Origin of the sequence: Streptomyces sp. MMCC 100 (assembly GCF_041538145.2) — a bacterium.
In the GTDB taxonomy this organism is placed as follows: Bacteria; Actinomycetota; Actinomycetes; order Streptomycetales; family Streptomycetaceae; genus Streptomyces.
Genome location: NZ_JBGORK020000001.1, coordinates 1,858,187 through 1,883,443, shown reverse-complemented (window position 1 = coordinate 1,883,443; position 25,257 = coordinate 1,858,187). Strand labels below are relative to the sequence as shown.

Annotated in this window: 23 protein-coding genes and 1 riboswitch; of the genes, 11 read left to right on the top strand and 12 right to left on the bottom strand. The window is 73.6% G+C overall.

Going from position 1 to position 25,257, the window contains the following annotated elements; genetic code table 11:
- Positions 1-4: 4 nt before the first annotated feature.
- The gene (locus ABS735_RS08605; RefSeq protein WP_373902277.1) at positions 5-760 is read left to right on the top strand and encodes an SDR family oxidoreductase; all 756 of its coding nucleotides are present in this window, start codon (positions 5-7) and stop codon (positions 758-760) included.
- A gap of 168 nt (positions 761-928) precedes the next feature.
- Here ABS735_RS08605 and amaP read toward each other — a convergent pair whose 3' ends face one another.
- The 8 genes from amaP to ABS735_RS08565 form a co-directional block, all read right to left on the bottom strand.
- The gene (amaP, locus tag ABS735_RS08600; RefSeq protein WP_373902276.1) at positions 929-1,516 is read right to left on the bottom strand and encodes an alkaline shock response membrane anchor protein AmaP; all 588 of its coding nucleotides are present in this window, start codon (positions 1,514-1,516) and stop codon (positions 929-931) included.
- Positions 1,513-2,193, bottom strand: a complete 681-nt coding sequence (locus ABS735_RS08595) for a DUF6286 domain-containing protein (RefSeq protein WP_373902274.1) — start codon at positions 2,191-2,193, stop codon at positions 1,513-1,515. Before ABS735_RS08595 ends, amaP begins: the two co-directional genes overlap by 4 nt.
- Positions 2,190-2,573 (bottom strand): hypothetical protein, encoded by a 384-nt coding sequence (locus ABS735_RS08590; protein WP_373902273.1) that lies wholly within the window; start codon positions 2,571-2,573, stop codon positions 2,190-2,192. Before ABS735_RS08590 ends, ABS735_RS08595 begins: the two co-directional genes overlap by 4 nt.
- Positions 2,570-2,755, bottom strand: coding sequence for a hypothetical protein (locus ABS735_RS08585; protein ID WP_104635968.1), 186 nt, complete (start codon positions 2,753-2,755; stop codon positions 2,570-2,572). The genes ABS735_RS08590 and ABS735_RS08585 overlap by 4 nt, the downstream gene beginning before the upstream one ends.
- Positions 2,756-2,805: 50 nt before the next feature.
- Entirely contained in the window at positions 2,806-3,288 is a 483-nt protein-coding gene (locus tag ABS735_RS08580) for an Asp23/Gls24 family envelope stress response protein (protein WP_373902272.1), read from the bottom strand.
- Between the two features lie 291 nt (positions 3,289-3,579).
- Complete coding sequence (locus tag ABS735_RS08575) at positions 3,580-4,383, bottom strand: enoyl-CoA hydratase/isomerase family protein (RefSeq protein WP_373902271.1); 804 nt, start codon at positions 4,381-4,383, stop codon at positions 3,580-3,582.
- A gap of 168 nt (positions 4,384-4,551) precedes the next feature.
- Positions 4,552-4,773 carry a helix-turn-helix domain-containing protein gene (locus ABS735_RS08570; protein WP_003976983.1) on the bottom strand — a complete coding sequence of 74 codons (222 nt, stop codon included), beginning with the start codon at positions 4,771-4,773 and terminating at the stop codon, positions 4,552-4,554.
- A 369-nt stretch (positions 4,774-5,142) separates the two neighbouring features.
- The gene (locus tag ABS735_RS08565) at positions 5,143-6,741 is read right to left on the bottom strand and encodes an ABC-F family ATP-binding cassette domain-containing protein (protein WP_373902270.1); all 1,599 of its coding nucleotides are present in this window, start codon (positions 6,739-6,741) and stop codon (positions 5,143-5,145) included.
- 276 nt (positions 6,742-7,017) lie between these two features.
- Between ABS735_RS08565 and ABS735_RS08560 the strand changes: the two genes are divergently transcribed.
- The gene (locus ABS735_RS08560) at positions 7,018-7,431 is read left to right on the top strand and encodes a VOC family protein (protein ID WP_373902269.1); all 414 of its coding nucleotides are present in this window, start codon (positions 7,018-7,020) and stop codon (positions 7,429-7,431) included.
- A 33-nt stretch (positions 7,432-7,464) separates the two neighbouring features.
- Here the strand turns inward: ABS735_RS08560 and ABS735_RS08555 are convergent, their stop codons facing one another.
- From ABS735_RS08555 to ABS735_RS08545, 3 genes are all read right to left on the bottom strand, one after another.
- Positions 7,465-8,883 (bottom strand): hypothetical protein, encoded by a 1,419-nt coding sequence (locus ABS735_RS08555; protein ID WP_373902268.1) that lies wholly within the window; start codon positions 8,881-8,883, stop codon positions 7,465-7,467.
- A 236-nt stretch (positions 8,884-9,119) separates the two neighbouring features.
- Positions 9,120-10,247, bottom strand: coding sequence for an alpha/beta hydrolase (locus ABS735_RS08550; RefSeq protein ID WP_373902267.1), 1,128 nt, complete (start codon positions 10,245-10,247; stop codon positions 9,120-9,122).
- Positions 10,248-10,422: 175 nt separating this feature from the next.
- The gene (locus ABS735_RS08545) at positions 10,423-11,133 is read right to left on the bottom strand and encodes a class II aldolase/adducin family protein (protein ID WP_373902266.1); all 711 of its coding nucleotides are present in this window, start codon (positions 11,131-11,133) and stop codon (positions 10,423-10,425) included.
- A 224-nt stretch (positions 11,134-11,357) separates the two neighbouring features.
- Here ABS735_RS08545 and pitH point away from each other — a divergent pair, with 224 nt between their 5' ends.
- From pitH to cobI, 9 genes are all read left to right on the top strand, one after another.
- Positions 11,358-12,638 carry a low-affinity phosphate transporter PitH gene (pitH, locus tag ABS735_RS08540; protein ID WP_373902265.1) on the top strand — a complete coding sequence of 427 codons (1,281 nt, stop codon included), beginning with the start codon at positions 11,358-11,360 and terminating at the stop codon, positions 12,636-12,638.
- Positions 12,639-12,672: 34 nt separating this feature from the next.
- Positions 12,673-12,894, top strand: coding sequence for a hypothetical protein (locus ABS735_RS08535; RefSeq protein WP_059301864.1), 222 nt, complete (start codon positions 12,673-12,675; stop codon positions 12,892-12,894).
- 149 nt (positions 12,895-13,043) lie between these two features.
- A riboswitch (cobalamin riboswitch) is annotated at positions 13,044-13,185 on the top strand.
- A 107-nt stretch (positions 13,186-13,292) separates the two neighbouring features.
- Positions 13,293-14,297, top strand: coding sequence for a cobalamin biosynthesis protein (locus ABS735_RS08530; protein WP_373902264.1), 1,005 nt, complete (start codon positions 13,293-13,295; stop codon positions 14,295-14,297).
- Complete coding sequence (locus ABS735_RS08525; RefSeq protein ID WP_373902263.1) at positions 14,294-15,826, top strand: cobyric acid synthase; 1,533 nt, start codon at positions 14,294-14,296, stop codon at positions 15,824-15,826. The genes ABS735_RS08530 and ABS735_RS08525 overlap by 4 nt, the downstream gene beginning before the upstream one ends.
- On the top strand, positions 15,823-19,473 hold the full coding sequence (gene cobN, locus ABS735_RS08520) for a cobaltochelatase subunit CobN (protein WP_373902262.1): 3,651 nt from the start codon (positions 15,823-15,825) through the stop codon (positions 19,471-19,473). The genes ABS735_RS08525 and cobN overlap by 4 nt, the downstream gene beginning before the upstream one ends.
- A gap of 169 nt (positions 19,474-19,642) precedes the next feature.
- The gene (locus tag ABS735_RS08515) at positions 19,643-21,655 is read left to right on the top strand and encodes a putative cobaltochelatase (protein ID WP_373902261.1); all 2,013 of its coding nucleotides are present in this window, start codon (positions 19,643-19,645) and stop codon (positions 21,653-21,655) included.
- Positions 21,655-22,254: a cob(I)yrinic acid a,c-diamide adenosyltransferase gene (gene cobO / locus ABS735_RS08510; RefSeq protein ID WP_373902260.1), complete on the top strand. Its 600-nt coding sequence runs from the start codon at positions 21,655-21,657 to the stop codon at positions 22,252-22,254. Before ABS735_RS08515 ends, cobO begins: the two co-directional genes overlap by 1 nt.
- A complete protein-coding gene (locus ABS735_RS08505) occupies positions 22,248-23,705 on the top strand; it encodes a cobyrinic acid a,c-diamide synthase CobB (protein ID WP_373902259.1) in 1,458 nt (485 codons plus the stop codon). Before cobO ends, ABS735_RS08505 begins: the two co-directional genes overlap by 7 nt.
- Positions 23,702-24,451 (top strand): precorrin-2 C(20)-methyltransferase, encoded by a 750-nt coding sequence (gene cobI / locus ABS735_RS08500; protein WP_373902258.1) that lies wholly within the window; start codon positions 23,702-23,704, stop codon positions 24,449-24,451. Before ABS735_RS08505 ends, cobI begins: the two co-directional genes overlap by 4 nt.
- Positions 24,452-24,465: 14 nt before the next feature.
- Here the strand turns inward: cobI and ABS735_RS08495 are convergent, their stop codons facing one another.
- A complete protein-coding gene (locus tag ABS735_RS08495; RefSeq protein ID WP_373902257.1) occupies positions 24,466-25,194 on the bottom strand; it encodes a ZIP family metal transporter in 729 nt (242 codons plus the stop codon).
- Between the last annotated feature and the right edge of the window lie 63 nt (positions 25,195-25,257).

The following is a 25,257-nucleotide window of genomic DNA, read 5'->3' as shown; positions in this document are numbered from 1 at the left end:
GGCCATGGATCTTGGACTGAAGGACCGGGTGTACGTCGTCACGGGAGCCACCCGGGGGCTGGGCAACGCCGCCGCGCGCGAGCTGGTCGCCGACGGGGCGAAGGTGGTCGTCACGGGGCGGGACGAGAAGAGCGTCGCGGAGGCGGCCTCGGCCCTGGGACCGGACGCGGTCGGGGTGGCCGCGGACAACGCCGACCCGGAGGCCGCCGGGCGGCTGATCGCGACCGCCCGTGAGCGCTTCGGCCGTTTCGACGGCGTACTGATCAGCGTGGGCGGGCCGCCGCCCGGGTTCGTCGCCGACAACACGGACGAGCAGTGGCAGGCGGCGTTCGAGTCGGTGTTCCTCGGTGCGGTGCGCCTCGCCCGGACGGCGGCGGCCGAGCTGGAGGACGGCGGGGTGATCGGCTTCGTGCTGTCGGGCTCGGTGCACGAGCCGATCCCGGGCCTGACCATCTCCAACGGCCTGCGCCCGGGCCTTGCTGGCTTCGCCAAGTCCCTCGCCGACGAGCTGGGCCCGCGCGGCATCCGCGTCGTCGGTCTGCTGCCCGGCCGTATCGACACCGACCGGGTGCGCGAGCTGGACGGCCTGTCGGCCGACCCGGAGGCGACCAGGGCGGCCGCGGAGTCCCGCATCCCGCTGCGCCGCTACGGCGCCCCGGAGGAGTTCGGCCGCGTGTCCGCGTTCCTGCTCTCCCCCGCGGCGTCGTACGTCGCGGGCGTCATGCTCCCGGTGGACGGCGGCGTGCGGCACGGGTTCTAGGGACGCCTCGCGCAGGCCGCCCTGGGCCACCCGGGGCCCCGAAACCGCGGGGGCGCCCGGGTCGGCGGTCCCGTGCGGCGTCGCGGGCGTCCGGCCGGGTCGCGGGCATCGGGCGTCGTCGCCCACCGTGAGCGGGGCGTGCGGTCGGCGGCCTCGCCGTCCGTACCCTCAGCTGACCCGCTCGGCCCCGTGCTTGACGCCCCGGAGCTGCACCTCCGCCGGGAGGGACGGCAGGTTCGCCGAGTCGCGGGCGTGGGTCAGGGCCCGGGTGGTGAGGTCGTGCAGGGCGGTGCCGGGGTCCACGTGGGGGGCCAGGAGCAGCCGGACGCGGGCCGCCGGGGCGTCACGGCGGCCGGTGAGCCGGACGCCGGTCCGTTCGACCCCGTCCACCCGGTCCGCCTCGCCGGCGAGGACGTCCTCGAGCGCCCTGCCGCGCAAGGTGGCGCCCTCGCCGTCCCCGGTGTCGACGAGGACCTCGGTGAGCCTGCGGCGGCGTACCACCGCGACCAGCCACCACAGGGCGAGCAGCAGCAGGACCGCGAGGGCGGCGATGACGACCGGCCACCACCAGCCCGCGTCCCGCCAGCGGGTTCGTTCGGCGTCGCTGAGCAGCGCGTCGTGCGGCCCCTGGTGCACCCACCAGGAGGGCGCGGGCGCGTCGAATCCCACCGCCAGTACCGCGCCGCCGAGCGCGAGCAGGACCAGGCCCGCCAGTCCGGTCAGTACACGGTTCACGGTCCTGAGCACCACGCTCACCCCTTCCGTCCGGGGCGCGCCACCCGTAGCGACACGGCGGGCGGCCGGGCCAGGCCGAGGCCGCGCACCGCGTCGTCGAGCACGCCGTCCAGATCGGCCCGTACGTCGTCCAGTTCACGGAAGTGCGACAGCGCCCGTACGCGGGCCCTGCGGCGGCGCAGCCGTACCCGCGCCGACTGCACCCCGGAGACCTCCATGGCCCGGTCGCGCAGCACCGTCGCGGCGGCGTCCCGGTGCAGCCCGGCGCGTACGTCGGGGTGCGTGCGCCGCATCGGCAGCACCCGGCGCAGGCCGGGGGTGAGCGCCAGCACGAACAGCCAGAGCCCGAGGGCCGCGGCGACTCCCGCGCCGACCAGCACCCACGTGTCGTCGACGGGCCGTTCGGCGAGCTGCCGGGCCAGGTCGCGGCGCCAGCCGAGGGCGGACCGGCCGGCGCGCACGGCGACGACGTCGTAGAGGAAGGCCCCGGCGAGGAGCAGGAGCAGGAGCGCGACGATCCCGGCGGGGACGCGGCGCGAGGACCAGAAGCGGCCGGCCCGGCCGCCGCCGGACGCGTCCGGGACGCCGGGCCCGTGCTTCTCCGGCGCCGGTGCCGCGCCCGGCTCCTCGTCGCGTTCCACGACGGGCAGGCGCTGGGTGCTGCCCTCTCCTGTCCCGGCGCCCTGCGGCTCGCTCATCGCGTCCTCCCGTGCCTCGCGCCGTACTCCGCCGCCAGGTGCAGCCGCTCCACCTGGACGGCGACCTCCGGCACCGCCATGCCCACCAACGCGCGTACCCGCTGGACGACTTGGTGACGCACCCGGCCGCAGCGGGCGCCGATGTCGCACGGGTAGTCGAGTTCCAGGTGGACGCTGACGCGGGCGGTGTCGTGGTGGACGACGACGGTGGCGTACGGGCGCGCCGCGTCCGGGTGGAGCCGGCCCAGAGCCTCGCGCGCCGCCCGGGCGGCGACCTTGGCGACGACCCGGTCGGCGATCCGGGTGGCACCGCGCTCGCCCGGCGCCACCCGGGCCAGGGGTTCGAGGAACTCGCCGGCCCCGTCGCTCACGCCGGTCACCGTCGCCGGTCGTCGCGGGTGCGGAAGAAGTCGCCGAGGTCCATGTCCCCCTCCAGGAAGCGGCCGACGACGAACCCGACGGCCCCCAGGGCCGCCACCAGCAGGAAGGCGCCGAACCCGCCGAAGTATCCGGCGAAGCCCAGTGCCATGCCGGCGATCATGCCGACCACGGCCATGCTCATGGTGCGCTCCCGTCGTTCACCGCTCGGTCCTCTTCCCGCCACGGTTCGCGTCACTTGATCCGGGGCTCCGGTTCCTCGTCCTCCTCGTCGGGCAGCTTCACGTCGCTCACCGCGATGTTGACCTCGACGACCTCGAGACCGGTCATCCGCTCCACCGCCGCGACCACGTTCTCCCGTACGTCCCGGGCCACGTCCGCGATCGACACGCCGTACTCGACGACGATCTCCAGGTCGAGGGCGGTCTGCTTCTCGCCGACCTCGGCCTTCACCCCGCGTGTCACCCCGGACTTGGTCCCGCCGGGGACCCGGTCGCGCACGGCGCCGAAGGTACGGGACATTCCGCTGCCCATCGCGTGCACACCGGCGACGTCGCGTGCCGCCATTCCGGTGATCTTCTCCACGACGCCGTCGGCGATGGTGGTCCGTCCCCGGGTGCCGGGGGCTCCGCCGCCGCGCCGAACCGTCTGGGGCTTGACCGTTCCGGGGGTGTCGATCGAGTCCTGTCCGCTCCGGTGGCTCTCCATGTCACTCATGTCCGTACGTCCCTTCCGGTCGTAGTCCTGTGACCACGTTAGGCGGGGATGCGCAGGTGCGCGCCACGGACGCGGCAGACCGGAGGAACGACGCCGGCGAACGGCTCCGGGCCTTCGCCGGGGGCACGGCTCGTGCCGTACGCGCGGCGATCCGGGCACCGTCCCGTCCGGTGGGCGCGCTGCGCGTGGCCGAGGGGCGCCCGGCGATCTGCGGATCGGGCTCGCGGACCCGGACGACGTGCACGGACCCGCCGCCACGGGCCGGGGAACCGCACCCCCTCGGGAGCGCCCCTACTCCCCGAGCCCCGCCAGGTCGCGCAGCCGGCGGCCCTGTGCGGCCCGTTCGGCGGTGCGCTGGGTCTCGTAGTCCCGCGTCCGGGCGCCCTGGAGCAGCGCCTTGGTCTCGACGACCGCGTCGCGCGGTGCGGCCAGGATCGCGGACACCAGGTCGTGCACCGTGCCGTCGAGCTGGTCCGCCGGCACGGCGAGGTTGGCCAGGCCGGTGCTCACGGCCTCCTCGGCCGCGACGAAGCGCCCGGTCGCGCAGATCTCCAGCGCGCGGGCGTATCCGACCAGGGACACCAGGGGATGCGTGCCCGTCAGGTCCGGCACCAGGCCCAGGCTGGTCTCGCGCATGGCGAACTGCACGTCGTCCGCGACGACCCGCAGGTCACAGGCGAGGGCCAGCTGGAAGCCCGCACCGATGGCGTGTCCCTGGACGGCGGCGACCGACACGAGGTCGCTGCGCCGCCACCAGGTGAACGCCTCCTGGTACTCGGCGATGGTCGCGTCCAGCTCGGCGTCGCCGCCGCGCGCGAGGTCGATGAACGACGGTTCGCCGTCGAAGCCCTCAGGCGTGAACGCCTGCCGGTCGAGCCCGGCCGAGAAGGACTTGCCCTCGGCACGCAGCACCACGGCCCGGACGGAGCCCGGCAGCAACCGGCCGGCCTCGGTCAGCGCCCGCCACAGAGCGGGGCTCTGCGCGTTGCGCTTGGCCGGGTTGGTCAGCGTCACCGTGGCGATCGCGTCGTCGACGGTGAGCCGCACGCCGTCCTGGTCGAGTGCGGGACCGGGGTCGTGGGCGGGCGAAGCCATGGGGCGCCTCCGAAAGGTGCGGTCGTCGTCCCCGCCACGCGCCGGACGCTGCGCCGTGCGACGGCAGGGCTAAGTGACTGCACAGTAACCACCCGGACGGTCGGACGACCGACCGGGTGGCCACCGTCACTTTCGAAACACCTTCGAAGTCGGGGGCCGCCCGGGACGTCAGGCCGATGTGGCCTTTTTGCCCCGGGTAGCCCCGCCACGCCCTCGGAGCGTGACGCCCGACTCGCTGAGCATGCGGTGCACAAAGCCATACGAGCGGCCGGTTTCCTCGGCCAACGCCCGGATGCTCGCACCGGCGTCGTACTTCTTCTTCAGGTCTGCCGCGAGCTTGTCGCGCGCGGCGCCGGTAACCCGGCTGCCCTTCTTCAGAGTCTCGGCCACCCGTGCCTCCTCATGGGAAGTGCGCTCTGGTCTTCTCATGATCACCCCTCCAGGCGCTCATGGCCACCCATTCGGCAAGGTCGATGAGACAAGGTTGTGACGACAGGAGCGAGTCCCCACATGCGGAATCTGCGATTCCAGAGAATCGGGCCCGTTCGGCCGAACGGGTTTTCCCGCGAAATTCCAGGTCAGAAAGGCGCCGCGGCCGGGCCCCCGGCGATGGAGGGCCCGGCCGCGAAATCGATGTAGGACACACCTCTTGATGAGGAGATCTCACGCAGATGGTGGATCACGCATCGGCCGAATGATCCATCACCAGTGGATCATCCATTCGATCAAGCCAGGGCGACGGTCACGCGAGGGCGACGGTCAGGCGAGAGCGACAAGGTCCGCGTAGTCGGCGCCCCACAGGTCCTCGACGCCGTCCGGAAGCAGAATGATCCGTTCCGGCTGGAGCGCCTCGACGGCGCCCTCGTCGTGGGTGACCAGGACGACCGCACCCTTGTAGGTGCGCAGCGCGCCGAGGATCTCCTCGCGGCTGGCCGGGTCGAGGTTGTTGGTGGGCTCGTCGAGGAGCAGCACGTTCGCCGAGGACACCACGAGGGTGGCCAGGGCGAGACGGGTCTTCTCGCCGCCGGAGAGGACACCGGCGGGCTTGTCCACGTCGTCGCCGGAGAACAGGAACGAGCCCAGCGTCTTGCGGACCTCGACCAGATCCAGGTCGGGGTTGGCCGAGCGCATGTTCTCCAGGACGGTGCGCTCGGGGTCGAGGGTCTCGTGCTCCTGCGCGTAGTAGCCGAGCTTGAGGCCGTGGCCCTCGATCACCTGGCCGGTGTCGGGCTTCTCGACGCCGCCGAGGAGGCGGAGCAGGGTGGTCTTGCCGGCGCCGTTGAGGCCGAGGATGACGACCCGGGAGCCCTTGTCGATGGCCAGGTCGACGTCGGTGAAGATCTCCAGGGAGCCGTACGACTTGGACAGGCCCTCGGCGGTCAGCGGGGTCTTGCCGCAGGGCGCGGGCTCCGGGAAGCGGAGCTTGGCGACCTTGTCGGACTGGCGGACCGCCTCCAGGCCGCTGAGCAGCTTGTCGGCGCGGCGGGCCATGTTCTGCGCGGCGACCGTCTTGGTGGCCTTGGCGCGCATCTTGTCGGCCTGCGAGTGCAGGGCGGCGGCCTTCTTCTCCGCGTTCTGGCGCTCGCGCTTGCGGCGCTTCTCGTCGGCCTCGCGCTGCTGCTGGTAGAGCTTCCAGCCCATGTTGTAGACGTCGATCTGGGAGCGGTTGGCGTCCAGGTAGAACACCTTGTTGACGACCGTCTCGACCAGGTCGGCGTCGTGGGAGATCACGAGGAAGCCGCCGCGGTAGGTCTTCAGGTAGTCGCGCAGCCAGACGATGGAGTCGGCGTCGAGGTGGTTGGTCGGCTCGTCGAGCAGCAGGGTGTCGGCGTCCGAGAACAGGATCCTGGCCAGCTCGATACGGCGGCGCTGACCGCCGGAGAGCGTGTGCAGGGGCTGGCCGAGCACCCGGTCGGGCAGGTTGAGCGCGGCGGCGATGGTGGCGGCCTCGGCCTCGGCGGAGTATCCGCCCTTGGTGAGGAACTCGGTCTCCTGGCGCTCGTACTGCCTGAGCGCCTTGTCGCGGGTGGCGCCCTGGCCGTTGGCGATGCGCTGTTCGTTCTCGCGCATCTTGCGGATCAGGACGTCCAGGCCGCGGGCGGAGAGGATGCGGTCGCGGGCGAGCACGTCGAGGTCGCCGGTGCGCGGGTCCTGCGGGAGGTAGCCGACCTCGCCGGAGCGCGTGACGGCGCCGGCGGCGGGCTGGCCCTCGCCGGCCAGGACCTTGGTGAGGGTGGTCTTGCCGGCGCCGTTGCGGCCGACCAGGCCGATGCGGTCGCCCTTGGCGACGCGGAAGGTGGCGCTCTCGATGAGGACACGGGCACCGGCGCGCAGCTCGATGCCGGAGGCGGAGATCACGGTCAGACTCCTGGGCGGGTGGTTGGCGGGGATGGGCGGCTGTGGAGGTTCCCGCCGCTCTAATGCACGAGGAGAATGGCCATGAGGGCCAGTCTAACGGGGCCGTGCAACCGCTTTTCCCCGCGAGTGGCGCCCGAGCACCGCCGGGCGTCGGCCGAGCGTCGGCCGAGCGTTGTCAGTGGCCGGTGCAAGACTGGTCGAACGAGTCAAAGCGGTCCTCGGGCCGCGGGCTCGGTCAGTCAGAACGGACCACCGGCTCACAAGGAAGTGATCGGCATGGCAGGCAACGAGGGCGCGCGCCCGAGCATCTACCCGACGCTCCGGTACACGGACGCCAAGGCGGCGATCCGGCAGCTCACCGAGGCCTTCGGCTTCACCGAACTCGCGGTGTACGAGGGCGAGGACGGCTCGGTGGCCCACGCGGAGCTGGCCCAGGGCAACGGCGCGGTCATGCTCGGCTCGAAGGGCGGGGGCGGCCGCTTCGACGAGGCGATGAAGAACGGCGGTGTCACAGGGGTGTACGTCGTGGTGGCGGACGTCGACGCCCATCACCGGCGGGCCGTGGAGCACGGCGCGGAGATCCTGATGCCCCCGACCGACCAGGACTACGGCTCGCGGGACTACATGGCCCGCGATCTGGAGGGCAACGTCTGGAGCTTCGGGACGTACGCGCCGGAGGTACGCGGGTAGCCTCCGGCGGTGCGCCCGTAGGGGACCTCCGGCTCAGCTGCCCCCGGTGTGGACCTGGAAGGCCGCCCGGCGGACGGCCTTGGCCAGCGCGGGGTCGGGATGCGCGGCGGCGAGGGCGACCAGGACCTGCACGGTGCGGGGGTGGCCGACCGCGCGGACCTCGTCGAGCAGGGCCGGGACGGTGGCCTGCACCGCCGACTCCAGGTGCCGCACGAGCAGCGGGGCCTCCCCGTGGTCGGCGACGGCCGCCGCGGTGTCGACCCACAGCCAGGTGGCCTCCGGGCGGGTGAGGACCTCGTGGGCGTCCTCGGGGTCGGCGCCGTCGTGCTCGGCCAGCCACAGCAGGGCGTACGGGCGCAGCGTCGGCTCGTCGAGGACGCCGCGCACGTCGGGCTCGGCGGGGGCGCCGACGACCCGGAGCGCGTCGAAGGCGAGGCCGCGCAGCAGGGCGTCCTCGCCGCGGGCGGCGTCGAGCAGTTCGGCGACGGCGCTGCCGACGGGGCGGGCGGCGAGCCAGGCGCGGTACTCGTCGCGGGCGGCGTTGGGGCGGAGCCGGCCGCAGCCGCGGAGCATGCCCTCGGCCGACTGCTCGATGTTGCCGGCGGGGCTCTGCGCGGCCACGCAGATCTGCTCCAGCTTGACCCAGACCGCCCAGCTGCCGAGCGGGGTGAGCGTGGCGTGTCCGTCGCCGCAGGTGAGGGCGCCGACGGAGGCGAGGGCGTGCAGGGCCCAGTCCAGGAGCGGGGCGAGCGGGGTGTCGGCGGCGGTGGCCGGGGCGGGCGGGACCGCTCCCGCGGCGCCGGGCTCCAGCTGGGGACCGTAGGGCACCTCGCAGCGTTCGGTGCGCAGTTCGGTGACGCGCTGCTCCAGCAGGTCCAGGAGCTGCGCCACGGGGACGGGGCCGGCGGACAGCTGGAGGAAGGAGAGCACCTGGGGCATCGCGGAGACGACCTCGGCGACGACCGCGGGCTCCTCCGCGGGCTCGGGGTGGGCGAGCGACCAGGCGTCGAAGAGGGCGACCCAGCCGCGCAGCACGGCGCTGTCGTCGCGGTTCCAGGCGCGCAGCCGCCAGCCGGGACGGGCGGTGTCGCCGTGCACCTCGATCAGTCCGGCGAGGCGGGCGGTGTCCCAGTCGGCGCGGACCTTGGCCACGGTGAGGCCCAGTTCGCGGGCCGCGTGGTCGGCGGTGGCGTCGGACAGGGTGGCCTTGCCGTCGGCGGTCGCGCTGCCGCGGCCGGGGCCGAGGGCGGAGTCGGCCCAGCGGGCGACGCGGGCCGCGTCGGCAAGACCGGAGCGTGCCATTCTGGCCAGCTCCGACCGGGCCGGTGTGCCTTCCGGCGGGCGCGGCGCGGGGCGGCGCGGACGCCGCTGATTCATCGCTTGGGGGGCGGCGGCCAGGGGTCGCGGGCGGACGAGTCGAAGCCTGGAGTCGCGCGGGATACGGGACGTCACGGGTGCAGTCTTCCGGTTGACGGTCCGAAAACCCAAACGGAATGCCTCGGCGGCCTCCTGGGAGGGCGGGTGCGAGGCCCGGGCACGGTGTCCGGGCACCGGATCAGGCCAGTGGTACGGCGCTAAACGGAACCGGAGCGACGCGTGCTGGGAGGGGCGCGTGACAGGGGCGTGGCGGGGTCGCGCCAGCAAGGTCGCGCCAGCGGGGTCACACCAGCGGGGTCACACCAGTGGGGTCACACCAGTGGGGTCATGAAGCGGCGCAGGGTCTCCTCGTAGTCCGCGGGGTCGGCGTTCCACATGGCGCCGTGCGGGGCGTCGCGGACGGTGTGGAGGGCCACCAGACGCGAGTGGGTGTCGGCGAGGCGGCGGGAGAAACGCCAGGGGGCCACCGTGTCGCCGGGGCCGTGGAAGATCAGGGTGGGCACGGCCGGGCGGTGCAGGCCGGCCGTGCCGGTGTCCCGGTCGGCGTGCAGCCCGGCGCGGCCCTGTGCGGCACGGACGGCGAGCGGCAGCAGCGCGCCGGGGGTGCGGCGGGCGGCGGCCAGGGCACGCAGGGTGGTCTCCCAGCTGAGCACCGGGGAGTCCAGGACGAGCCCCGCGATGCGCTCGCGCACGCCGGAGAGCGCGGCGGTGCGCAGCGCCATGGTGGCGCCGGTGGACCAGCCGAGCAGGACGACCTGGCGGGCGCCGTGGTCGAGGGCGTAGCGGACGGCCGCGTCCACGTCGCGCCACTCGGTCTCGCCGAAGTGGTGCAGGCCGTCGGGCGAGGGCGGCGCGCCGACGTCGCCGCGGTAGGCGAGGGCGAGCACCGGGACGTTCCTGCGGTGCAGGGGAGCCATCAGGTTCAGGGCGTGCTCGCGGGTGGCGGCCAGGCCGTGCACGGCGACGATCCAGGTCGGGCGGGCCCCGGGCAGGAACCAGGCCGGGAGCGGGCCGAGTTCCCCCGGGACCTCGACGTCGGCGTACTCGAGGCCGAGGGCCGTGCCCGGGTTCCCGACGTACAGGTTCGGGGTGAACCATGCCCGGTCACCGGCCTCGAGGGTGCCGTGCGTGACGCGTTCGAGGCGGCGTACGACGGTGTCGGCGCCGTGCTCGACGGTGCCGAGGACCGGGCCGAGAACCGCGTGCGACCCGTCGCCGGCGAGCCCGTACCGGCCGGGGCGCAGCGCGGCCAGGTCCCGGGTGAGGGTGATCTGCCCGGCGGCGGTGCCGTGCACGGTGAGCCGGGGCTCGGTGGGCAGGGGCCGGCCGGGGGGCGCCTTGAGCGCTGCGTCGCTGGCGAGCCGGCCGACGGCGACGCTCGCCGCTCCGGTCGCCAGAGCTGCGGTGACGGCGGCTGCCGTTGCGGTGACAGTGCGCATGGGGCCAGTCTCCTGGTGGAGTCCTCGGGCGGCCAGTGGACGCGTGACAGTGGGTGACGAGGGTGCTCGTGTCCCGTAGCCGGTACCCCCTGAGCCGCCCGGCACGCACCCTGGGCCTGTCCGGAGTTGCCGGACGGCTCAGGGGCAGGCGGGCGAGCCCGGACAGGCCCTGGCGTCAGCTTCGCTGCCCGTATCCCCGGAGGCGCTCCGTCACCTCCGCCAGCTGGTCCGGCGTCAGCAGCGACGGCGAGTGGCCCGGCACGGAGGAGGCCGTCAGCCAGAGACGGCACATCCACTCGAGCTGGGCGGTGCGGTCGTAGGCCTGGTCGAGGCAGGTGCCGTAGGTGATCGTGCCGTGGTTCCGGAGCAGGCAGCCGGTGCGGTCGGTGAGGGCGTCGAGCATGGCGCGGGCCAGTTCGTCGGTGCCGTAGGCGGCGTACGGGGCGACCCGGACGGGACCGCCGAGCGCGGCGGTCATGTAGTGCACCGGCGGGAGTTCGGGGACGAGCAGCGAGACGGCCGTCGCGTGCACGGCGTGGGTGTGGACGACGGCCCGGGCGCCGGGGTCGGCGCGGTACACGGCCAGGTGCATGGGGAGTTCGCTGGTGGGGACCAGGGTGCCGAGCACCTGGCGTCCGTCCAGGTCGACGCCGGTCACGTCGGCCGGGGTCAGCCGGTCGTAGGGCACGCCCGACGGGGTGACCAGGACCGTGTCGCCGACGCGCACCGAGACGTTGCCGGAGGTGCCGACCACCAGCCCGTCCGCCACCGTGCGCCGGGCCGTGGCGACGAGTTCCTGCCAGGCCGACTCGCAGGCCGCCTCACCGGTCGTCTTCCTGACCGGCTCACCGGCCGCGTCCGCCCGCCCGGCCCGCGAATACGTCACAGTCACCGTCTCCTTCCGGGCCGCCCGCGCGCCCCTCATGCCCGTCGTCGAACGGCCTCGCGGTGATCCTGCCAGGGACGTCTCCGGAGAGCACCGGAGCGGGCACGCAGAGGGAGGCACGGACACCGCTTCCGGTCACCGTGACGCCCTGCCCAGTTCATCTTCCGTTCACTCTGGTTACCTACGTTCGTCGCGCCAACGACCTCGAACGATTGCCTGGGTAAATGGAAAGCTTCTCGCTGATCCTCGCGATTGTGGTGGTAACCGCACTCGCGTTTGATTTCACGAACGGTTTCCACGACACCGCGAACGCGATGGCAACGACCATTTCGACCGGTGCGCTCAAGCCCAAGGTGGCGGTGGCGATGTCCGCCGTCCTCAACCTTGTAGGCGCCTTCCTCTCGGTGGAGGTCGCCAACACGATCTCCAAGGGTCTCGTCGACGAGACCGGCATCCGTCCCGAGGTCATCTTCGCCGCACTGGTCGGCGCGATCCTCTGGAACCTGCTGACCTGGCTGGTCGGGCTCCCGTCCAGTTCCTCGCACGCCCTGATGGGCGGCCTGATCGGTGCCGCCGTCGCCTCGGCCGGCATCGGCGCGGTCAACGGCGACGTGCTCGTCACCAAGGTGCTCCTGCCCGCGATCGCCGCCCCGATCGTGGCCGGCGTCGCGGCGATGCTCGCGTCCCGGATGACGTACTCGCTGGGCCGCAAGGCCGACGGCAAGGCCGCCGCGAAGGGCTACCGCGCCGGCCAGATCGCCTCCGCCGGTCTGGTCTCGCTGGCCCACGGCACCAACGACGCCCAGAAGACCATGGGCATCATCACCCTCGCCCTGATCGCCGGCGGCTCGCTCGCCCCCGACTCCGACCCGCCCGTGTGGGTCATCCTGGGTGCGGGTCTGGCCATCGCGCTCGGCACCTACCTGGGCGGCTGGCGCATCATCCGCACCATGGGCAAGGGCCTGACCGACCTCCAGCCGCAGCAGGGCTTCGCCGCCCAGACCAGCGCCGCCACGGTCATCCTGGCCTCCTCCCACCTCGGCTTCTCCCTCTCCACCACGCACTCGGTCTCCGGCGCGGTGATGGGCGCGGGCCTCGGCCGCAAGGGCGGCGTGGTCCGCTGGTCCACGGCCACCCGGATGTTCGTCGCCTGGGGCCTGACGCTGCCGGCCGCGGCCCTGGTCGCCGCGCTCGCCGAGTGGGTCTGCCGCCTCGGCGACTGGGGCACGGCCCTCGTCGCGGTGTTCCTGATCGCGTCCAGCTTCGCGATCTGGCGGATCTCCCGCCGCGAGGTCGTCGACCACACCAACGTCGTCGACGGCGACACGGTGGGCGCCGGGGAGCCCGGGTCCGTCGAGCCGTCCGAGCCGGCCGGTGTGGTCACCACGGCCATGGCCGCCGTGTCCCCGCCCCCGGCGGGCCTGACCGAGGACCTGGCGGCCACCGTCCCGGCCCCGGCCGCCACCGCCGATCCCAAGGCCCCGTCGGCCGCCACCACCGTCTGAGCCCGCGACCCGGGTACGAAGGAAGCGAACCTCCATGAGCATCGACTGGGCAGCCCTCGGCTCCGTCTTCGGCGTCAGCCTCGTGGTCACGGTGGCCCTGGTGGGCCTGTTCACCCTCGGCATCGTCGGCCTCTCCCGCCAGGAGCGGGCCGCCGCCGAGGGCGGCTCCGCGGCCCTCGCGGTCACCGGCGCGTACGCGTGCTTCGCGGCCTGCACGGCGGCGGTGGCGTACGGGATCTATCTGATCGTCGCCTGAGCGCTCTCCGAAACACCGCGCACGCCCCGGGGCGGGGCGCGGGACGGGCTCGAACCGTTCCGCGCCCCGCCTCTTCGCGTGCCGGCGCACACCCTTCGGGTGTGGGCCTTCGCACACTCCCCCGTCGCAGGTCAACGCCAGGTTGACGGGTGTTCGCGGGCCGTGGTGGACTTCCGGGGCCATCTACGGCGGCAGGAGAGGAAGCCCGGTGCGAATCCGGCGCGGTCCCGCCACTGTGACCGGGGATCAGGACCCCCGGGAGCCAGGAACTCTCACCGCCGGACTCTTCGAACCAGGGCGTGGACACCCTGAGTGAGGACATGACGCGATGCCCGGCTGCCGCCACCGCTCGACGCCCAGTACCAGGTGCTTCCCTGCCCGTGTGACCGGCTGAGCCCATGCGTGCCGGACGCGTCTTCGCGTACGGCGCCGCCGCCGGCCTCCTCGGTGACCTCCTCCTCGGCGACCCGCGCCGCGGACACCCGGTCGCCGCGTTCGGCCGTGCCGCGGGCGCCGTGGAACAGCTGCTGTGGCGGGACCACCGGGGCTGGGGCGCCCTGCACACCGTCGTGTGCGCCGGTGGCGCCGCCGCCCTCGGGCTGGCCGCCTCCCGGCTCGTGCGCCGCTCCCCCGCCGCCTCCGTCGCGCTGACCGGTGCGGCCACCTGGGCCGTGGTCGGCGGCACTTCGCTCGCCCGCGAGGCCGGTGCGATCGGCCGGGCCCTGGAGGCCGGGGACGTCGAGGCGGCACGTGCGCGGCTGCCGCACCTGTGCGGGCGGGACCCGCGGGCGCTGGACGCCGACGGGATCGCCCGGGCCGTCGTGGAGTCCGTCGCCGAGAACACCTCGGACGCGGTGGTGGGCGCGCTGGTGTGGGGCGCCGTGGCCGGAGTGCCCGGGCTGCTCGGCTTCCGGGCCGTCAACACCCTGGACGCCATGGTCGGCCACAAGTCGCCCAGGTACCGCCGCTACGGCTGGGCCTCCGCCCGCCTCGACGACCTCGCGGGCTGGCCGGGCGCCCGCCTGACCGCCGTCCTGACCACCGTGGCCGGCGGCGATCCCCGGGGCGCCGTACGGGCCTGGCGTGCGGACGCCGCACAGCACCCGAGCCCCAACGCCGGGCCCGTGGAGGCCTCCTTCGCGGGCGCCCTGGGCGTACGGCTCGGCGGGACGCTCTCCTACGGCGGGCGGGTGGAGCACCGGCCCGTCCTCAACGGCACCGCGGGACGCGCCGTACGGGCCGGTGCCGGCGACATCGACCGGGCGGTACGGCTGTCCCGGCGCGTGGGCTGGCTGGCGCTGGGCGTGTGCGCGGGCGCACGGCTGCTCGCGCGCGGGGCCGCCGGGAGCGCGCACCGGGCCGCCCGGAACAACCGGGGCGTCAGGAAGGGACGTACGTCATGAACGGTGGCCTGCTCGTCGCCGGCACCACCTCCGACGCCGGCAAGAGCGTCGTCACCGCCGGTATCTGCCGCTGGCTGGTGCGCCAGGGCGTCAACGTCGCGCCCTTCAAGGCGCAGAACATGTCGCTCAACTCCTTCGTGACCCGCGAGGGCGCCGAGATCGGGCGGGCGCAGGCCATGCAGGCCCAGGCCTGCCGCGTGGAGCCGACCGCGCACATGAACCCAGTGCTGCTCAAGCCCGGCGGGGAGCGCAGCAGCCAGGTCGTGCTGCTCGGCAGACCCGTCGGCGAGATGAGCGCCCGCGGCTACCACGGCGGGCGCCAGGAGCGGCTGCTCGGCACGGTGCTCGACTCGCTCGCCCAACTCCGTGCCTCCTACGACGCGGTGATCTGCGAGGGGGCCGGCAGCCCGGCCGAGATCAATCTGCGCCGCACCGACATCGTCAACATGGGGATCGCCCGGGGCGCCGGACTGCCCGTCCTCGTCGTCGGCGACATCGACCGCGGGGGCGTCTTCGCCTCCTTCTTCGGCACGGTGGCGCTGCTGGCACCCGAGGACCAGGCGCTGGTCGCCGGGTTCCTCGTCAACAAGTTCCGCGGCGACGTGTCGCTGCTGGAGCCCGGGTTGGACATGCTGCACGGCCTCACCGGCCGGCGGACGTACGGCGTGCTGCCCTTCCGGCACGGGCTCGGCATCGACGAGGAGGACGGGCTGAGGGTGTCGTTGCGCGGGACGGTGCGGGAGTCCGTCGTCGCCCCGCCCGTCGGTGAGGACGTGCTGCGGGTCGCCGTCTGCGCGGTCCCGCTGATGTCCAACTTCACGGACGTGGACGCGCTGGCAGCCGAGCCGGGCGTCGTGGTGCGCTTCGTGGACCGGCCGGAGGAACTGGCCGACGCCGACCTGGTGATCGTGCCGGGGACGCGCGGGACGGTCCGGGCGCTGGAGTGGCTGCGGGAGCGGGGGCTCTCGGACGCCATCGCGCGCAGGGCGGCCGAACAGCGGCCCGTGCTCGGCATCTGCGGCGGCTTCCAGCTCCTCGGCGAGCACATCGAGGACGAGGTCGAGTCGCGTGCCGGTCACGTGGACGGCCTCGGACTGCTGCCCGTGCGGGTACGGTTCGCCCGCGAGAAGACCCTCACGCGGCCGGTGGGCGAGGCCCTCGGCGAGCGCGTCGAGGGGTACGAGATCCACCACGGGGTCGCCGACGTGACCGGCGGGGACGCGTTCATCTCTGATGACGACGGACACAGCCTGGACGGCTGCCGGGTCGGCCAGACCTGGGGCACGCACTGGCACGGCTCGCTGGAGTCGGACGGATTCCGGCGGGCGTTCCTGCGCGAGGTGGCCGCCGCCGCGGGCCGCCGCTTCGTGCCGGCCCCCGGCACCTCGTTCGCCGCGCTGCGCGAGGAGCAGCTCGACCGGCTCGGCGACCTGATCGAACACCACGCGGACACCGACGCGCTGTGGCGGCTCATCGAGTCCGGCGCGCCGCAAGGACTGCCCTTCATTCCACCGGGAGCGCCCGCATGAGCACAGTGTTGTTGTTGTCGACCGCCGACACGGACCTGCTGGCGGCCCGCGCGTCGGACGCCGCCTACCGGATCGGCAACCCGACCCGGGTCGACGTCCGGGAGGAGCTGCCGGACCTGGTCGAGGGCGCGGACCTCGCCGTCGTGCGCCTGCTCGGCGGCAAGCGCGCCTGGGAGGACGGGCTCGCCGCGCTGAGGGCCGCCGGCATCCCGACCGTCCTGCTGGGCGGCGAGAGCGTGCCGGACGCGGAGCTGATGGCCGAGTCGTCGGTCCCGGCCGGGGTGGTGGCCGAGGCGCTGCGCTACCTGGTCGAGGGCGGCCCGGGCAACCTCGCCCAGCTCGCCCGGTTCCTGTCGGACACGGTGCTGCTGACCGGCGAGGGCTTCGACGAGCCGGAGAAGATGCCGGAGTACGGCGTCCACGGCTCCCGGGACGTCGTGGCCGGCCGCCCGACGGTCGGCGTGCTCTTCTACCGCGCCCACCAGCTGAGCGGCAACACCGCCTTCGTCGACACGCTGTGCGACGCGATCGAGGCGCGCGGCGCCAACGCGCTGCCGGTGTACTGCGGTTCGCTGCGCGGTGCGGACGCCGGGCTGTACGAGCTGCTGGGCCGGGCCGACGCCCTGGTCGCCACGGTCCTCGCGGCCGGCGGCACGCACGCCTCGCAGGCGTCGGCGGGCGGCGACGAGGAGGCCTGGGACATCGGCGCGCTGGCCGACCTGGACATCCCGGTGCTGCAGGGGCTCTGCCTCACCTCCTCCCGGTCCGCCTGGGAGGCCTCGGACGCCGCGCTCTCCCCCATGGACGCGGCGATGCAGGTCGCGATCCCGGAGTTCGACGGGCGCCTGGTCACCGTGCCGTTCTCCTTCAAGGAGCAGGGTCCGGACGACGTGCCGGTCTACGTCGCCGACCCCGAGCGGGCCGGGCGGGTCGCGGGGATCGCCGTACGGCACGCGGCGCTCGGGCACAAGGCGAACGCCGACAAGAAGCTCGCGCTGGTCTTCACGGCGTACCCGACCAAGCACTCCCGCGTCGGCAACGCGGTCGGCTTGGACACCCCGGCGTCGGCGGTGCGCGTCCTGGACGCGCTGCGCGAGGCGGGGTACGGGGTCAGCGGGTACCCCTCCGAGGGTGACGAGTTGATCCACCGGCTGATCGCGGCCGGCGGCCACGACGTGGAGTGGCTGACGGAGGACCAGTTGGCCGCGGCGCCCACGCGGGTGCCACTGGCCGACTACCGGGCCTGGTTCGAGAAGCTCGACCCCGAGCTGCGGGACGGCATGCGGGAGGCGTGGGGCGAGCCGCCGGGCTCGCTGTACGTGGACGGCGACGACATCGTGCTGGCCTCTCTCCAGTTCGGGAACGTCGTGGTGATGATCCAGCCGCCGCGCGGCTTCGGGGAGAACCCGATCGCGATCTACCACGACCCGGACATGCCGCCGTCGCACCACTACATGGCCGCCTACCGCTGGCTGGACAACACCTTCGGCGCCGACGCGATCGTGCACATGGGCAAGCACGGCACGATGGAGTGGCTGCCGGGCAAGGGCCTCGGCCTGAGCGCGGGCTGCGCGCCCGACGCCGTAATGGGCGAACTGCCCCTGATCTACCCGTTCATCGTCAACGACCCCGGCGAGGGCACCCAGGCCAAGCGGCGCGGCCACGCCACCGTCGTCGACCACCTCGTGCCGCCGATGGCGCGCGCGGACACCTACGGCGACCTGGCCAAGCTGGAGCAGCTGCTCGACGAGTACGCCCTCGTCTCCGACCTGGACCCGGCGAAGGCGCCGGCGGTCCGCGCGCAGATCTGGACGCTGGTCAAGGCCGCCGAGCTCCACCACGACCTCCACGTGGACGACCAGCCGGACGACGACGACTTCGACGAGTTCGTCATGCACATCGACGGCTACCTGTGCGAGATCAAGGACGTGCAGATCCGCGACGGCCTGCACATCCTCGGCGGCGGCCCGGTCGGCGAGCCGCGCGTCAACCTCGTACTGGCGGTGCTGCGCGCCTCGCAGGTGTGGGGCGGGCAGGCGAACGCGCTGCCGGGGCTGCGGGCCTCGCTGGCCGAGCACTTCGGGCTGGTGGAGAAGGAGCTGCTGGCCGAGCCGGGCGCCCCGGTGAAGGTGCCCGTGGAGCTGACGGACCTGGTGGACGGTCCGGCCCGTTCGGCGGCCGACGCGATCGACCTGCTGGAGCAGCTGTGCCGGCGGATCGCGGAGGGGATGGAGCTGCGGGCGTGGGACCCGGCGGCCGTTCCGGTGCTGGTGCGCGAGGTGCTGGGCGCCGAACTCCCCGACGCGGTCGCGGTGCTGGAATTCGCCTGCACCGAGGTCGTACCGCGGCTGGCCCGGACGACGGACGAGATCGGGCACATCCTGCGCGCCCTGGACGGCGGTTACGTCCCGGCCGGGCCCTCCGGCTCCCCGACCCGCGGCCTGGTCAACGTCCTGCCGACCGGCCGGAACTTCTACTCCGTCGACCCGAAGGCGATCCCGTCCCGGCTGAGCTGGGAGGTCGGGCAGTCGCTGGCGGACTCGCTGATCCAGCGGTACCTGAACGACACGGGTGAGTACCCGAAGTCCGTCGGCCTCACGGTGTGGGGCACGTCCGCGATGCGCACCCAGGGCGACGACATCGCGGAGATCCTGGCGCTGCTGGGGTGCCGTCCGGTGTGGGACGACGCCTCGCGCCGGGTGACGGGCTTCGAGGTGGTCCCGGTCGCGGAACTGGGCCGGCCCCGCGTCGACGTCACGGTGCGCATCTCGGGGTTCTTCCGGGACGCGTTCCCGCACGTGGTGGGGCTGATCGACGACGCGGTGCGGGCGGTGGCGGAGCTGGACGAGCCCGCCGAGTCCAACTACGTGAAGGCGCACGCCGACGAGGACACCGCCGAGCACGGCGACCGGCGCCGGGCGACCTCCCGCATCTTCGGCTCCAAGCCGGGCGCGTACGGCGCCGGTCTGCTGCCGCTGATCGACGCGCGGAACTGGCGCAGCGACGCGGACCTCGCCGAGGTGTACGCGGTGTGGGGCGGCTACGCCTACGGTCGCGGGCTGGACGGGCGGGCGGCGCGCGGGGACATGGAGACGGCGTTCCGGCGGATCGCGGTGGCGGCGAAGAACGTGGACACACGTGAGCACGACCTCGTGGACGCCGACGACTACTTCCAGTACCACGGCGGCATGGTCGCCATGGTGCGGCACCTGACGGGCGCGAGCCCCGAGGCGTACGTCGGCGACTCCGCCACCCCGGACCAGGTGAGGACGCGGACGCTGGGCGAGGAGACGCACCGGGTCTTCCGCGCGCGGGTGGTCAACCCACGCTGGATGGCGGCGATGCGGCGGCACGGCTACAAGGGCGCCTTCGAGATGGCGGCCACCGTGGACTACCTCTTCGGCTACGACGCCACGGCCGGGGTCGTGGACGACTGGATGTACGAGCGGCTCAGCGCCGAGTACGTCTTCGCCCCGGAGAACCGGGACTTCATGAAGAAGTCCAACCCCTGGGCGCTGCGCGGCATCACGGAAAGACTGCTGGAGGCCGCGGACCGGGGGCTGTGGGCGGAGCCGGACCAGGAGACCCTGGACCGGCTCCGGGCGACCTACCTCGAACTTGAGGGAGACCTGGAGGGAGACGAGTGATCGCTCCGCATATCCCCGCGGGGGCGGGGAGCACAAGAACTGCGGCCGCAGCTCCCCTTCGTCGGGCGGACCATCCCCACTTCTTCGGGGAGCAGGCATACACCATCACTGAGCGACATGTAAGTCGCACGCTCTTCCCGACTGAGTCATCCGAAGGAGTGATCACCCCGTGAGCAGGCCCTTTCCCTTCACTGCAGTCGTCGGACAAGACGACTTGCGATTGGCTCTACTCCTCAACGCAGTGAGCCCAGCGGTCGGTGGCGTCCTTGTGCGCGGCGAGAAGGGGACTGCGAAGAGCACGGCCGTGCGGGCGCTGTCGACGCTGATGCCGGAGGTGGACGTCGTCTCGGGGTGCCGCTTCTCCTGTGCACCGGCCTCTCCCGACCCCGCCTGCCCGGACGGGCCTCACGAGTCGGAGGCCTCGGGCGTCCGGCCGTCCCGGATGGTCGAGCTGCCTGTCGGTGCCTCTGAGGACCGGCTCGTCGGAGCCCTCGACATCGAACGTGCTCTTTCCCAGGGCGTGAAGAGCTTCGATCCGGGTCTTCTGGCTGAAGCACACCGCGGGATCCTGTACGTCGACGAAGTCAACCTCTTGCACGACCACTTGGTCGACCTCTTGCTCGATGCCGCTGCCATGGGCGCCTCCTACGTTGAGCGCGAAGGCGTCTCCGTGCGCCATGCCTCGAGGTTCTTGCTCGTCGGCACCATGAATCCTGAAGAGGGGGAATTGAGGCCGCAGTTGTTGGACCGGTTCGGCCTCACCGTCGAGGTCGCCGCCTCGCGCGAGCCCGACCAGCGGGTCGAGGTCGTGCGGCGCCGGCTGGCCTACGACGACGACCCGGCCGCCTTCGCCGCGCGCTGGGCCGACGAGGAGGCCGCCGTACGGGCGCGGATCGTGGCGGCGCGGCAGTTGTTGCCGTCTGTATCGCTCGGCGACAGGGCATTGCGGCAGATCGCTGCCACATGCAGTGCCTTCGAGGTGGACGGCATGCGGGCCGACATCGTGATGGCCCGGACGGCGACCGCGCTGGCGGCATGGGCCGGGCGGACGGAGGTGCTGGCGGAGGACGTACGTCAGGCTGCGTTGCTTGCCCTGCCGCATCGCCGTCGTCGTGCGCCGTTCGACGCCCCCGGGCTGGACGAGGACAAGCTCGACGAGACGCTGGAGGAGTTCGGCGGGCAGGACGAGCAGGACGGGGACGGGGGCGACGACCCGGACCCGGGGCCCGGCGGCGGTCCCGGTGGGCAGCCCGAGCCCGATGACGCGCCTCAGGGCGACGGGGACGCGGCCGCGCGGCCCGAGGCCGGGGAGGGTGGCGAGCCGCAGCCGTCCGGTTCCGGTGCCGGGGAGCAGCAGTCGGCGCGGGCCGCCGAGCCGTTCCCCACCAAGGTGCTGAGCGTGCCGGGGCTGGGCCAGGGTGCCGCAGGGCGGCGTTCGCGGGCGCGGACCGAGCACGGGCGGACCACGGGCGCCCGGCGGCCACAGGGTGCCCTGACCAAGCTGCATCTGGCCGCCACCGTACAGGCCGCCGCCCCGCACCAGCGGGTGCGGGGCCGCAGCGGGCCGGGGTTGGTGGTGCGCCGGGACGATCTGAGGCAAGCGGTGCGCGAGGGGCACGAATCCAACCTCGTGCTCTTCGTCGTCGACGCCTCCGGGTCGATGGCCGCGCGGCAGCGGATGAGCGCCGTCAAGGGTGCCGTGCTGTCGCTGCTGTTGGACGCCTACCAGCGTCGGGACAAGGTGGGGCTGGTGACCTTCCGGGGGTCGGCCGCCGATGTCGCGCTGCCGCCGACGTCGTCGGTGGACGCGGCGGCGGTCCGGCTGGAGTCGCTGCCGACCGGGGGGCGTACGCCGCTCGCGGCCGGGCTGCTACGCGCGCACGAGGTGCTGCGGGTGGAGCGGCTGCGGGATCCGGCCCGGCGGGCGCTGGTCGTGGTGGTGACGGACGGGCGGGCCACCGGTGGTCCGGAGCCCGTCGCGCTGGCGGGGCGTGCGGCGCGGCTGTTCGCCGCCGAGGGGACCGCCTCGGTCGTCGTGGACTGCGAGTCGGGGCCGGTGCGGCTCGGGCTCGCCGGGCTGCTCGCGGGTGAGCTGGGTGGTACGGCGGTGACGTTGGACGAGCTGCGGGCGGACTCGATCGCCGGCCTGGTGAAGGACGTTCGGGGCAGGAGGGCCGCGTAATGCCGCAGGGGAAGCCGAGTGTCGTACCGGACGACGGGCTGACGACCCGTCAGCGGCGCAACCGTCCGCTGGTGGTGGTGCACACGGGCATCGGGAAGGGCAAGTCCACCGCCGCCTTCGGGCTGGCGCTGCGCGCCTGGAACCAGGGGTGGCCGATCGGGGTGTTCCAGTTCGTCAAGTCGGCCAAGTGGAAGGTCGGCGAGGAGAACGCGCTGCGGGTGCTGGGGGCCAGCGGCGAAGGCGGGTCCGTCGACTGGCACAAGATGGGCGAGGGCTGGTCCTGGGTCCAGCGCGACGCCCAGATGGACAACGAGGAGAAGGCCCGCGAGGGCTGGGAGCAGGTCAAGCGGGACCTGGCCGCCGAGACGTACAAGCTGTACGTGCTGGACGAGTTCGCCTATCCGATGCACTGGGGGTGGGTCGACACCGACGAGGTGGTGTCGGTGCTGCGGGAGCGGCCGGGGACGCAGCACGTCGTGATCACCGGGCGGAACGCGCCCGGCGCCCTCGTGGACTTCGCCGATCTCGTCACCGACATGTCCAAGGTCAAGCATCCGATGGACGCGGGGCAGAAGGGGCAGAGGGGCATCGAGTGGTGAGCTCCTCCGACTCCGCCGTTCCCCGGCTGGTCGTCGCCGCGCCCTCGTCCGGGAGCGGCAAGACCACCGTCGCGACCGGGCTGATGGCCGCGCTCACGGGGCGCGGGCTCGCCGTGTCCCCGCACAAGGTCGGGCCCGACTACATCGACCCCGGCTACCACGCGCTCGCCACCGGGCGGGTGGGCCGCAACCTCGACGCGTACCTGTGCGGGCCCGAGCTGGTCGGGCCGCTGTTCCTGCACGGGGCGCGGGGGTGCGACATCGCCGTGGTCGAGGGTGTCATGGGGCTGTACGACGGGGCGGCGGGCGAGGGGGAGCTCGCGTCGACCGCGCAGGCCGCGAAGCTGTTGCGGGCGCCGGTGGTGCTGGTCGTGGACGCGTCGTCGCAGTCGCGGTCGGTGGCGGCGCTGGTGCACGGGTTCGTGTCCTGGGACCCGGAGGTGCGGATCGGGGGCGTGATCCTGAACAAGGTCGCGTCGGACCGGCACGAGGCGTTGGTGCGGGAGGCGGTGGACTCCGTCGGGGTGCCGGTCCTTGGGGTGTTGCGGCGGGCGCCGCGGGTCGACGTGCCGTCGCGGCATCTGGGGTTGGTTCCTGTTGCCGAGCGGCGTTCGCAGGCGGTGGAGGCCGTGGCGGCCATGGCGGCGCAGGTTGCCGACGGGTGTGATCTGGAGGCGTTGGTCGGGCTGGCGCGCGGGGCCGGGGCATTGGGTTGTGCGGCTTGGGACGCGGGCGAGGCCTTGGTTTCCTCGCCCCCGCCGCCCCTTCCCGTCCCGTCCCTGGGGGCTGCGCCCCCAGAGCCCCGCTTTCGGCCTGAACGGCCTCGTCCTCGAACGCCGGACGGGCTGAAGAAGCGCGTCGCCGTCGCCGGTGGAGCGGCCTTCACGTTCTCCTATGCCGAGCACTCCGAGCTGCTCGCCGCCGCCGGCGCCGAGGTCGTCACCTTCGATCCGTTGCGGGACGGGGAACTGCCCGAGGGAACCGCCGGGCTGGTGATCGGGGGCGGGTTCCCGGAGGTCTATGCCTCCGAGCTGTCCGCCAACGAGCCGCTGCGCAAGTCCGTCGCCGAGCTGGCGCTGAGCGGTGCTCCCGTCGCCGCCGAGTGTGCGGGGCTGCTGTATCTGTGCCGGGAGCTGGACGGGTTGCCGATGTGCGGGGTGCTGGACGCCGCCGCGCGGATGTCGGAGCGGTTGACCCTGGGCTACCGGGACGCCGTGGCCGTGTCCGACAGCGCGCTGGCCGGGGCGGGGACGCGGATGCGGGGGCACGAGTTCCACCGGACGGTGGTGGAGCCGGGGGCCGGGGCGGCGCCGGCGTGGGGGATGCGGACGCCCGAGCGGCGCGTCGAGGGATTCGTGGAGCGCGGTGTGCACGCGAGCTATCTGCACACGCACTGGGCGGCCGAGCCCGGTGTCGCCCGTCGGTTCGTGGAGAGGTGCCGGACGTCATGAGCAGCAGGCTGATCGGTGTGGGGGTCGGGCCCGGGGACCCCGAGCTGGTGACCGTGAAGGGGGTCAACGCGCTGCGGGACGCCGATGTCGTCGTCGTACCGGTGATGGCTGCATCCGATGGAAGAGATGGCGGGGAGCGCGGCCGCGCCGAGGCGACCGTGCTGCACTACGTGGGCGCCGAGAAGGTCGTGCGGGTCGTGTTCGCGCTGAACGAGCGCACCGACCGGGCGCGGCGCGAGGCGGCCTGGGACGCGGCCGGGGAGCGCGTGGCCGGGCTGCTGCGGGAGCATGCCGCCGTCGCCTTCGCGACCATCGGTGATCCCAACGTGTACTCGACCTTCACCTACCTCGCGCAGACCGTCGGCGCGCTCGTGCCGGGGACGGTCGTGGAGACCGTGCCCGGGATCACCGCCATGCAGGACCTCGCGGCCCGGTCGGGTGCGGTGCTGACCGAGGGGACCGAGCCGTTGACGCTGGTGCCGGTCACGGCGGGGGCCACCGTGCTGAAGGAGGCGTTGCGGGGGCCCGGCACGGTCGTCGCCTACAAGTTCGGCCGGCAGGCGGCCGAGGTGGCCGAGGCGCTGCGGGAGAACGGGCGGCTCGACGACGCCGTGTGGGGGTCGGCGCTGGGGCTGCCGGAGGAGTCCGTACGGCCTGCCGGTGAGCTGGACGGGGCGCCGTTGCCGTATCTGTCGACGCTCATCGCGCCCGCCCGGCGCGAGGGTGGGCGGGGCGGGAAGCTGTGAGCGTCCTGGGGCGCTCACTCGGCGATGCCCACCACCAGCCAGATGAACGCCGCGCCCGCGACCGTGCACAGCAGGGTCGAGCGGGCGGGGTGCTCGTGGTGGGCCTCGGGGAGGATCTCGGCCGCGGCGAGGTAGAGGAGTACGCCGCCGAAGAGGCCGAGATAGGCGCCGAGCGCGCCCTCCGGGATGGTGAAGAGGAGGGTGGAGGACGCGCCGAGCACGGGGGCGATCGCGTCGGCGACCAGCATCGCGATGGCGCGGCGGCGGGCGTTGCCGTACAGGCTGGTCAGTGTGTAGGTGTTGAAGCCGTCCGCGAAGTCGTGGGCGATCACGGCCATCGCGACCGCCGCGCCCATGCCGCCGCCGACCTGGAAGGCGGCGCCGATCGCCACGCCGTCCATCGCGCTGTGCCCGACCATCGCGGCCGCGGCCGTCAGGCCCACCTCGGGCGCGCGGTGGCCGTGCTCGTCGCCGCCGTGTGCGGCGCGGCGGGCCGCCAGCAGGCGTTCCACGAGGTGCGCGAGCAGGAATCCGGCGACGAAGAGCAGCAGGGCCGCGGGCACGCCGAACACCTCCTCGCCCGCCGCCTCCAGGGCCTCCGGCAGCAGGTCGAGGCCGACCACGCCCAGCATGAGGCCGCCGGCCAGGCCCAGGACCAGGTGGCGCCGGTCGGTCACGCGCTGTGCCGTCCAGCCGCCGGCCAGCGTCATCAGGAACGCGCCGAGCGCGACGAAGACCGCCATGGGCCCTTGGTATCCGATCACACCGCGTTCACGCGCGTGCGACAGCAGCAACCGCAGTAAATA